Origin of the sequence: Colwellia sp. M166 (genome assembly GCF_024585285.1) — a bacterium.
GTDB lineage: Bacteria > Pseudomonadota > Gammaproteobacteria > Enterobacterales > Alteromonadaceae > Cognaticolwellia.
This window is the reverse complement of record NZ_CP040755.1, coordinates 531290-541743: the sequence shown is the minus strand read 5'-3', so window position 1 is coordinate 541743 and position 10454 is coordinate 531290. Positions and strand designations below refer to the sequence as shown.

General features: G+C 39.2%; 6 protein-coding genes and 3 pseudogenes. 7 read left to right on the top strand and 2 right to left on the bottom strand.

What is annotated here, in order from left to right; translation table 11 throughout:
* Positions 1-4 precede the first annotated feature (4 nt).
* Positions 5-370 carry a hypothetical protein gene (locus tag FGD67_RS02515; protein ID WP_257172027.1) on the top strand — a complete coding sequence of 122 codons (366 nt, stop codon included), beginning with the start codon at positions 5-7 and terminating at the stop codon, positions 368-370.
* A gap of 154 nt (positions 371-524) precedes the next feature.
* On the opposite strand, the gene FGD67_RS02510 is transcribed toward FGD67_RS02515, so the two are convergent.
* Positions 525-2033, bottom strand: a complete 1509-nt coding sequence (locus tag FGD67_RS02510; RefSeq protein WP_257173546.1) for an ISNCY family transposase — start codon at positions 2031-2033, stop codon at positions 525-527.
* A gap of 887 nt (positions 2034-2920) precedes the next feature.
* Between FGD67_RS02510 and FGD67_RS02505 the strand changes: the two genes are divergently transcribed.
* From FGD67_RS02505 to FGD67_RS02480, 6 genes and pseudogenes are all read left to right on the top strand, one after another.
* Entirely contained in the window at positions 2921-3127 is a 207-nt protein-coding gene (locus FGD67_RS02505) for a helix-turn-helix transcriptional regulator (protein WP_257172028.1), read from the top strand.
* Positions 3128-3363: 236 nt separating this feature from the next.
* Positions 3364-3687, top strand: a pseudogene (locus FGD67_RS02500) (transposase); the annotation flags it as partial.
* Between the two features lie 214 nt (positions 3688-3901).
* Positions 3902-5447, top strand: a pseudogene (gene istA, locus FGD67_RS02495) (IS21 family transposase).
* A 28-nt stretch (positions 5448-5475) separates the two neighbouring features.
* On the top strand, positions 5476-6240 hold the full coding sequence (gene istB, locus FGD67_RS02490; protein WP_257172029.1) for an IS21-like element ISShfr5 family helper ATPase IstB: 765 nt from the start codon (positions 5476-5478) through the stop codon (positions 6238-6240).
* Positions 6241-6314: 74 nt separating this feature from the next.
* Positions 6315-7439, top strand: a pseudogene (locus tag FGD67_RS02485) (IS1182 family transposase); the annotation flags it as partial.
* A gap of 364 nt (positions 7440-7803) precedes the next feature.
* Positions 7804-8538 carry a transposase gene (locus FGD67_RS02480; RefSeq protein ID WP_257173545.1) on the top strand — a complete coding sequence of 245 codons (735 nt, stop codon included), beginning with the start codon at positions 7804-7806 and terminating at the stop codon, positions 8536-8538.
* A 413-nt stretch (positions 8539-8951) separates the two neighbouring features.
* Here FGD67_RS02480 and FGD67_RS02475 read toward each other — a convergent pair whose 3' ends face one another.
* Positions 8952-10361, bottom strand: coding sequence for a DUF2130 domain-containing protein (locus tag FGD67_RS02475; RefSeq protein WP_257173544.1), 1410 nt, complete (start codon positions 10359-10361; stop codon positions 8952-8954).
* Positions 10362-10454: the final 93 nt, after the last annotated feature.

The window sequence follows — 10454 nt, the reverse complement described above, 5'->3', positions numbered from 1 at the left end:
CTTAATGGGAGCCCTAGAAAACTATATATCAGCTTTAGAGCGATTAAAGAATAATACACCGGTCATTTTACCCAAAGGAACTCGTATATCCAAAGATACAGTTGCATTGGAAGCTGGGCGTAAACGTAGTTCAATCAAGAAATCTCGTCCTCAGTTTGAAAACTTAATAGCAGAAATTGAATTAGCCTCGTCAATTCAAAGTAAACCTACAGAGCATTCCAAGGATAACTTAGATAAAATAAAGTCCGAAAAAGCTCATTATCGAGCACTTTACCATGAATCATTAAATCGAGAACTAATGTTGGTAAAACGACTGGCTGAATTGGAAAAACAACTAAGGTTGATGCCTGTTAACCAGTTTCAACTTTGACGCATGTGATAAATTATCAATTACTGACCAATATCACTTGGATTCGTTATAGAAATGTGATTACCAAGGGATTGTGTCGGTCTAATTACCGAGCGACTTTGTCGTAAATAGCATATCAGCCAGTTGTTAAACTGGCTATGATTTATGCCTATTCTTACAACGCTTGCGACCTTGCAACTCTCAGTGCAGTGGTATTCAAATTGTTTCTTAACCACATGCTACGCACACCGCCTGCGCTAATATCAATACCGAGGGCTTCAGTCAGCTTGATGGCCACTTTCTGTTGACCAAGGTGGGGATGCTCAACGGAGAATTTTACGACTGCATCTTCGATGGCTTTATCTACACAGTTTTTATGTCTTATATCGGGAGTTTCTTGGCGTTTTAAGGCATCAGGACCGCCTTGCTTAACCAGTCTTAAGTGTCGGTGAATAGTGTCTCGTGAGACGCCACTTTGTCGTGAAGCTGCACTGATACTTCCAAGCTTTTCGATTAATGCCAACACCTCTAGTTTCTTTTGTACTGTTAAGTCTTCTGATTCAAGCTTACTTGGCTCATTTACTTCAGATACCTTGAGTTGCCGCCCTGCGAAGTGTGCGGTGAAGCCTTTCTTGCTGGTGTTTCGGATCTCAATTTTCTGATTAGCTATGGAATGTTTTAGCGGTGAATCAATCAAATAGAACTTGTTACCGTAGCTGAAGGTGTGGTCATTGCGGATCTTACGATGGTCTTTAATGACGCAGATATCATCAAGGTTGGTGTGTTTCGATAATGGTGTAAATTCAGGCGCTTGCTTTGATTTCACTTGAATTCTAGACTGCCAGAATTGTGGGATGAATACATGTTTCAGGTATGCATTAGCACTGGCTATATCTTTAATATTGTTAAGCCTTAGCTCAGGTACAAGGCGGTCTTGAAATGTATCAAAGGCACGTTCAACACGGCCTTTACCTTGAGGCGAATTGGCGAAGATAATCTCAATACCCAATTCTTCACATGCACGCTGCATTTGTGAGAAGTTGCAACGCTTAGGGCCGCCGAAGATACCCGCTCTATCCACGTACAGCGTTTTAAACACGCCCTTAGTTTCGATGCAATCTCGCATGACTTTCATACAACCAGCGGTGGTTTCAGATGGGAAGAACTCTGCATGTACTTCACTGGTGGCATCATCAATCATCGCAATCAAACAATGCTTCTTATCGCCAAACCAACGATGGGGACTACCATCCATCTGCATCATTAAGCCCGGCGCTGCCATACGCTCTCTGCGTTTTCGAACATTGCTACGTCTTCGTTTGGCTCGTTTAACGTGATGAATATCATGTGCCCAACCGCGAAGGGTTTCACGCTTAATAACAATGTTCTCATTCGTAGCTAATTGTTCAGCCAAGTGCAACAGATTCAAATCGTAATATTTTTCCTGAATCAATTTTTGAACCGCTTTTTTTATTGATACCGGCGTTTTGTTGGGTGGGGCTTTGCCACTGTTACCATGCACAACAAACTGAATACCGACTTTCTGATATCTCTTCACATAGCGTTCTATTGAACGTCTAGACTTACTGAGTAACTTAGCAGCATTGGCAATTGTTATTCTGCCTTCAACCACTTTGGCAATTATATCAACGGTTAGTTGAGCTTTAGAATCCATCACAATCATCCTCAACATGCCTTCTAGTATTCAAAAACAAGAACACTAACAAACATGTAAAAAAGAGACCGACAGTTTCCCTTGGTAATTAGCAATTACGACAGAATTGCTTGGTAATTAAGATACGACAAAGTCGCTTGGTGTTAACATGGATTCGTTATAGAAACTTAAACGCGATCTGACACTTAAGGGTTAGAGGTTCAAATCTAACCTGACAGTCGCAAAAGCCACCAAAGCAGTCATAGACACTTTAAATAAAAGAGGCTGTTGAGACGATCAAATAGTCATACCATTCTTATGCAGCAGGCTAACTTTTGATAATAATCTTCATTCATACTTATTGATACCTAAAGGTTACCATTGACAACTTAGGGTATCACAAGTAACCTACAGGTATCATTTTTGTGTTAATGGAATAAATCAATGAATACTCAAATCATATCGACAGCAATAAACGAACAGATTTTCTTAAAAAGAAATTCACTATTAGGGATATTTGTAGGGTTAATGTTTATATCTTCTCCCTTATACAAATTACTTGAGCCTTTTATTACTCTATATGATTGGTTATACATAACCTTAGGTCTATTAAGTATAGTTTTAGGTATATCTATTGTTTTTACATTATTTAAAACAATAAAATCAATGGGAAATATGGATAGATATACAATATGGTATAGTCATTTTAATGATGAGTATTTTAATCATATTAACAATAAAGGGTTTAAATATTCATTCAATACTTCCTGTGCTTTCCTTGTGTTTTTTTTCTGTTTTCGGTCATCACTTTCAAAGCTTTTTAGTTAATCTATCCTTTAGTGACTTTGCTGAGTTTACACTTGGGCTGTCATTTATCAGTTATAGCTTACCAATATTACTTCTATTACGAGGCGAAGATGAATAGTCAATTAGATAATAATATTGCGAAATTACGGAGTAAAAGGAAGGTTTCTCAACAGCAACTTGCTGACTTAATTGGCGTGTCTAGAAAAACAATTAGTACAGTCGAAACAGGTCGTTTTACTCCATCAGTTGTTATTGCTCTAAAACTTGCTAGGTATTTCGAAGTTCCTGTAGAGTCAATATTCGCATTAGATGAATAAATAAAGTCCAATAATTTTATTTATGCTTTTAACTTGTAGTTATAAGTTGAAAAAGTAGATTTCAACACGATTCAGCTAACGACTGCTTTGAGCCCAGGCTGTGTGAAAACTCAGTTTTGATCACCTTTTGGACTAAGTAAACAATTGATATGATCAATCGGTCTTAGCAGGGGATCCAAGTCAACGAGTGGATTTAGTATAATAAAGCGGTAAGTCAAAGCAGGAGATTACCGCCAATGTCTCATCACATAAAAGGCCAATCCAGAACTCAATCTACCCTGTTCCCAGAGGCATTAGATGACTTTGTTACCGATGAAAACCCTGTCAGAGTCATTGATGCATTTGTTGATAGTGTAGACTTAGCTTCATTAGGGTTTAAAAAAGTCAAAACCAAAGCAACAGGCCGCCCATGTTATCATCCAGGTACGATGCTCAAACTCTATATTTATGGTTATTTGAATCGTATCCAATCATCTCGTCGATTAGAAAAAGAAACCCACCGCAATGTTGAATTAATGTGGCTACTAGGGCGCTTAACTCCCGATTTTAAAACCATTGCATATTCTCATGCATCGCGATCACCTAATACCATCTAAGCCGATCACTTAATACTATCCATCGCGATCACTCAATACCATCGATGCAGATCACTTTTTGGTCAAAATGGTATTGAGTGATCGGCTTGAATGGTATCGTTCAATTTATACTCATTTTTGTCTATCCAGTAGGTGTTTCTAACCGTTATTCTTTTCATTTTTGATGATGAGAATAACCATGCCAACGGCACCTATTTCAATGCGTAAACTTAAAGAGATTTTAAGACTAAAAATACGACTGTAAACTCAGTCATCGAAAGATAGCAAACAGCTTATCTATTTCACCTTCAATTGTTTCTAAATATGCCTGTAAATCAGCAGAGTTAGGTATCACTTGCTGGCCGCTTGATGAAAAATGGGATGATCATTCTCTGCAACGAGCATTCTTCAAAACAAAGCCCCGACTAAAAGGCTTTAGTATTCCTGACTGGTTGTTAGTTCAGCAGGAGCTGCGACCCAAAACCATGACGCTATTGCTGCTTTGGCAAGAATACAAAGAGCGACACGAGGAAGGATTTTACAGTTACACCCACTTCTGCCGACAGTACAAGGCATGGCTTAAATGTCAAAAACCGTCCATGCGACAAAACCATAAAGCAGGTGAAAAACTGTTTGTTGATTACTGCGGCCCAACTATGAATATTGTTGATGCTAGTACAGGTGAATACCGTACAGCTCAAGTGTTTGTCGCAGTTATGGGCGCATCTAATTATACGTATGCGGAGGCAACGTATAGCCAAAAGCTAGAAGATTGGGTGATGAGTCATGCTCGCTGTTTTGAGTTTCTTGGTGGTGTGCCAGAGCTGGTAATCCCTGACAACTTAAAAAGTGCGGTAACTAAACCTTGTCGATATGAGCCTGATTTAAATCCAACCTACCAACAATTGGCGACACATTATGATACGGTCATTGTGCCTGCTAGACCTTATAAGCCCAAGGATAAAGCCAAAGCAGAAGTGGGTGTGCAAATTGTCGAACGCTGGATAATGGCACGGCTTCGCAATGAAAGCTTCTTTAGCTTGCGCCAATTAAACCTAAAGATACAAAAACTGCTTGTCGACTTAAACCAGCGGAAAATGAAGAAGCACCCTGGTTCAAGGCTCAGTCAGTTTGAATCCATTGATAAACCTGCTCTCAAACCACTACCCACACAGGCTTACAGTTACACCTTAGTCAAACAAGTAAGCGTGCATATTGATTATCATGTCGAAGTTGAAAAACACTACTACTCAGTACCTCATACCTTGATCAAACAAAAGCTTGAAGCCCATGCCACAGGTCAACTGGTGACACTTTACCATCAGGGTGTTCAAGTAGCCGTTCACCCAAGATCACACCGAGAAGGTGCACACACCACGCTTGATCTACATATGCCAATAGCTCATCAAAAGCAGCAGCAATGGTCACCACAACGGTTCGAACGTTGGGCAGCTAAGTTCGGTGGTTCAACGGAGCAGTTTGTTATGCAATTGATGCAAGCTAAAAAGCATCCAGAGCAAAGCTACCGTGCTTGTATGGGGTTATTAAGCCTAGGTAAGAAGTTTACTGACCAACGTCTTGAAGCAGCCTGTCATCGCGCATTAGCCACAGGTGTTACTCGCGTAAAACAAGTAAAAAACATTTTAGAAAAGGGCTTGGATAAGCAACCCTTGCCACAAGCTCAAGGTGATTTACTACAAGATATTGATCATAAAAATATCCGCGGCAACAACTATTACCATTAATCAAAACTAACAAACCAAAGGAAATCTTATGCAAAATATCAATCAACAAGTCAATAACCAGTTAAGTAACTTAAAGCTAAGCGGTATACGTGATGCACTATTGCAGCAATATGAGCAACCCAATCTCTACGTTGAACAAAGCTTCGAAGAGCGACTAAGCTTATTGCTTGACCATGAAATAACTCAGCGTGATCAGCGTAAAATTGACCGCCTAACTCGACAAGCAAAGTTCAGAGTTGGCGGTACGCTTGCTCAACTCAACTATGGCGCAGCACGACAACTAGATAAAACTCAGATCCGTTCATTAGCACAAGGTGAATGGCTACGCCTTCACCAAAACATTTTGATCACGGGAGCAACGGGGTGTGGCAAAACTTACCTCGCTTGTGCTCTTGGTCAAAACCACTGCCAACAAGGGAGTAGCGTTTATTATTTTAGGCTTAAAGAGCTATTAGAAAAGATGTTCTTAGCGCAAGCCGATGGTAGTTATCGAAAACTGATCAACAAGCTTAGCTCTGCCAATTTACTGATCCTAGATGATTGGGGATTAGAGCCATTAACAGCTCAACAACGCAGTGATTTACTGGAATTAATTGATGCGAGATATGACACAAAATCGACCTTAATTGCCAGCCAATTACCGATAGAAAATTGGTATGAAATGATCGGAGAATCGACACATGCTGATGCGATCCTAGATCGGCTTGTTCACGGAGCAATAAAGTTGGAATTAAAAGGCGAATCGATGCGAAAAAAACTAAATTCCTTGACTGATGGCGATCACTCAAGTTAGATTTTACTAAGGTCTACTGGCAGACAAAAAAAGTGATCGGCTTGAATAGTATTGACCGATCGGCTTCATGATATTACGCAACCATCGCAGACTTTAGAAAAGACAACAGCACAGGCATTAAGAATACCTGTCGTCAGTTTATCCAGCTATGCCGTGAAATGAATATGTTTACCAATGTGATAGTTGCCATTGATGGTAGTAAGTTCAAAGCGGTGAACAGTAAAAAAAAGACCTACACGCCCAAAAAAGCAAAGGACTTAATTGCTCGATTCGACGCGAGTGTTGCTCACTATTTAGCGATTTTAGCGGATAAAGATAAGCAGGAATATTCTGATGAAGATGTCACTGTCATGCATGAGAAAGTGGTATGGATGAAGAAGAGGCTTGCTGAATTAGCCGATATTGAAAGAAAAGTGAATGAGCATCCTGACAAGCAATTATCACTTACCGACCCTGACTCAAGGCTCATGAAAACGAGCAACATGGTGCGACAAGTTTGCTACAACGTACAATCCGCCGTAGATAGCCAACATCACTTAATCATTAGCCATGAAGTTACGCAAACAACAGATAGAGGAAAACTCCATTTAGTCGCCAGTCAAGTACAAGAAGCGCTTGAAACCACTAATATTACCTTTGTGGCAGACAAAGGTTATTACAGCAGAGTTGATATTAAAAACGTGCTCGATACAGGCGCTGAAATGCTGGTACCTAAAGGAGACACGTCGGGCGCTGCAAAAGCCGGGATATTCAACAAAAATCTATTCAAGTATGACAAGGAAAAAGACGAATACACTTGCCCTGCGGGGAATATATTGCCTTATCGTCGTAATGCCATGGAAGATGGTTTAAAGCTAAGGGTTTATGTAAACCATATCGCTTGCCGAGATTGTGCAATTCGCGCTAAGTGTACTCGTTCACGTAAAGAGCCAAGGAAAATGCGACGTTGGGAGCATGAAAATGAAATTGATGCCATGCACCAACGGCTCAAGGAAGCGACCGACACACCGCTTATTCGCAAGCAAACGGTAGAGCATCCGTTTGGCACCATAAAGATGTGGATGGGCGCGACTCATTATTTAACGAAGCGTTTAAAAAATGTAAGTACAGAGACTAACCTACACGTACTTGCTTATAATTTGAAACGAATGATGTCTATTAAAGGCACTATTGGTTTGATGAAGTTAATCAGGCAATAGTTGGTCTAATTTGGTCTAAAAACTTCGCGATTAGTGACACAAACACGAATATAAACGTAATCACTCTAAAGGGTTCCCCATCACGTTAGTCATCGTAAATAACCTAAAATTCTTGTAAAAGTAGCTATTATTAACACCAGAACAAAGATCGTGCGCGAACAGCACAGTTTTTGATGAGTTTTCACACAGCCTGAGCCTGAAGCTGCCTGTCAGATTTAGTTAAAACCTGATACTTGGAATCGTAAGATAATATCTGAACTACTAATTATTAGATATGGACATTACACTCACTATAGTCCGTATTTTTTAGTCTAAATACGGACACATATCTATTTTGTAACTCTTTGATTTTATGAAAGTATGCATGTCCGTATTCCTAAATATTTACAGTACACACGGTACCAACAATGTAAACTTCGCTATTTTAGATTTTTTTGGCTATACGTTCGCCCCTCGATACGCAAAAATGAAAAAAGTGTTTTTTAATTTATTTGAAGTGTCTGAAGAGGACGGTAGCCGTATTCAATTGATAAAAGAAATTAACCATAAACTTATTACAGAAGAGTGGGACGAAATCCAACATATAGTGTGCTCATTGAGCCGAAAGACTACCACACAAAGCACTATCATTAGAAAGTTAAGTAATGGCAAGAGCCGTACATTGGCAGCCCTTCATGAGTACGACCGCTTGATAAAATCAATTTATGTTTTAGAGTACGTCGATAATTCCACGCTGCGCCATTATGTTCAGCAAGCTTTGAACCGAGGTGAAGCATACCATCAATTAAAACGGGCTATAACTTCCGTAAACGGTAATAAATTTCGAGGTGGTAATGATTATCAAGTATCGCAATGGAATGATTGTGCTCGCCTTATTTCCAATTGCATTATTTATTATAATTCAGCGCTATTATCAGCATTTTTACAAATTCAAGAAAATAATGGTAGGCAAGATATGGTAGACATTATTGCTAGGTTATCACCTGTTGCTTGGCAGCATATAAACTTGAATGGAGAATATGCTTTTAACAAAGATCGTAAAGAAATTGATTTACTCGGTTTACTAAATGGCATTGAAGCACTTGGTAGTGCCGATTAAAAAACCAAATAACCTTATCAAAAAGTATACTTTATGATAAGGTTATTTGACTATTATCAAAAGTGCTCTCATAATGTTTTTATCAAAATATCTTAAAGTATACGATAAAAAAATGTCAAAAATTGGATACGCAAGAGCTTCCACCCATAAAAATATTTTATGGACATAAGTCTATATAACGCTATTTTACTGAGTTCATGACTAATTAAGTGTCCATACACATTTGTCCATATAAACTAAAAGATAAATGTACAATTTAGCTCTAAATACAATAAAAATGTCCATATATTCATCATTGCTACCCAATGACATTTACCTAAACCAGCCAATTACATTTAATGATGTCACATCTAGTTTATAATTAATTCTGTCCTTATTAGGTCTGTAATATTGATCGTCATCTTGCGTAATACTCATGTATCATCGGTACTATCGTCGTTTCTAAGTTCATCAAATTTTGCTGCCATTGTGGGGTTTTTTTTAGTTAATTTCTTAACGGTTAAGTCATCGGCTTTGTTGTTGGCAAGCCTGAGATTGTTTTCAGAACCAAGCAGTGCATCCTTAGTCTTCTGAAGATGATCGATAGTTTTGTCAATCTCCTGAATGGCTGTTTTAAACTTCTTAGATGCCAGATCATAGTTCCGAGCAAAACCAGTCCTAAACGCATCAAGCTCGCTTTCAAAGTTTGTGACATCAACGTTCTGAGCTTTCACTATAGCAAGTTCATTTTTGTACTTCAGTGAGTTCTGGGCGGCGTTTCGCAACAACGTTATCATCGGAATAAAAAATTGAGGTCGGATGATATACATCTTTTGATACCTGTGGGATACATCTACAATACCTGAGTTGTAAAGTTCGCTATCTGGTTCGAGAAGAGATACAAGGACAGCGTATTCACACCGTTTTTCATTACGATCTTTATCGAGTTCCTTAAGAAAATCTTCGTTTTTCTTCTTGGTCCCTGTTTCGTCATTCTCATTTTTCATCTCGAACATGATCGAGACTATCTCTGTATTCTCTTCATCTGAATCTCGAAAAATATAGTCGCCCTTGCTTCCTGTCCGCGCGTCGTTATCCTTTTCAAAATATGCTTTGGGAAACGCTGTTGCTCTAATACGGTTGAACTCAGTCTCACAGTGTATCTCAAGGCTTTCTCCAACCATCTTAGTCGACAGGCGGGCTTTCATATCTCGGAGTCGATCGATTTCGTCGTTACGATCCTTAATCTGTGTCTCGTACTTATCTTGAAGTGACTTCTCACCGAGTTGTTTCTCTAGCGCAGCTCGCTCTAGATCACTTTTAAATTGATCGCGCTCTTTCTCAGCTTCATTAATTGCATCTTTGATTGCATGCTTCTGCGCAACTTCGTTATTACTAAGCTTTGACTGTAACTCTTGAATCTCTGCATCTTTTTTTGCAGATGTACCTTGCAGTTCGTTTGAGTGATTTGCCTTAGCTAATTCCGAAGAATTTTTGTTATCTTGTTTCGCCTGCTTTAGTTCGTTTCTAAGTGCGTCCCGTTCATTTTCAACGACTTTTAGGGCTTCGCTTACAGCAAGTTTCAGTGCAACTTCACCGGCGTCTAACTTAGACTGCAAATTTTGAATTTCAGTATCCTTGGCTACTACCGCCATTTGCATTTCACGGCCAGCTTTTTCCTTGGCAAGCTCAACCGCATTAGCTTTATCTTTCTCGGCCAGCTCAAGCCTCTCTTGCAACTGCTGATCAAATTCGCTATCGCGAACCTGTTTCAGAATATCTGCATATCCAGTCTCATCAATCTTGAATGCTTTATTACATTCAGGACAAGTAATTTCATGCATGATTATTTATCCCTTACGTTCGTAATTTTATTGAATAACGGCTATCACCCGGTTAATGGGGCACCCACCACAAAAAACTTAATTTATAAATAA

Coding starts and splice junctions, on each gene's coding strand:
- FGD67_RS02480 (WP_257173545.1), top strand. CDS start 7,804: ATGTCCGTATTCCTAAATATTTACAGTACACACGGTACCAACAATGTA.
- FGD67_RS02505 (WP_257172028.1), top strand. CDS start 2,921: ATGAATAGTCAATTAGATAATAATATTGCGAAATTACGGAGTAAAAGG.
- FGD67_RS02475 (WP_257173544.1), bottom strand. CDS start 10,361: ATGCATGAAATTACTTGTCCTGAATGTAATAAAGCATTCAAGATTGAT.
- istB (WP_257172029.1), top strand. CDS start 5,476: ATGCAAAATATCAATCAACAAGTCAATAACCAGTTAAGTAACTTAAAG.
- FGD67_RS02515 (WP_257172027.1), top strand. CDS start 5: ATGGGAGCCCTAGAAAACTATATATCAGCTTTAGAGCGATTAAAGAAT.
- FGD67_RS02510 (WP_257173546.1), bottom strand. CDS start 2,033: ATGATTGTGATGGATTCTAAAGCTCAACTAACCGTTGATATAATTGCC.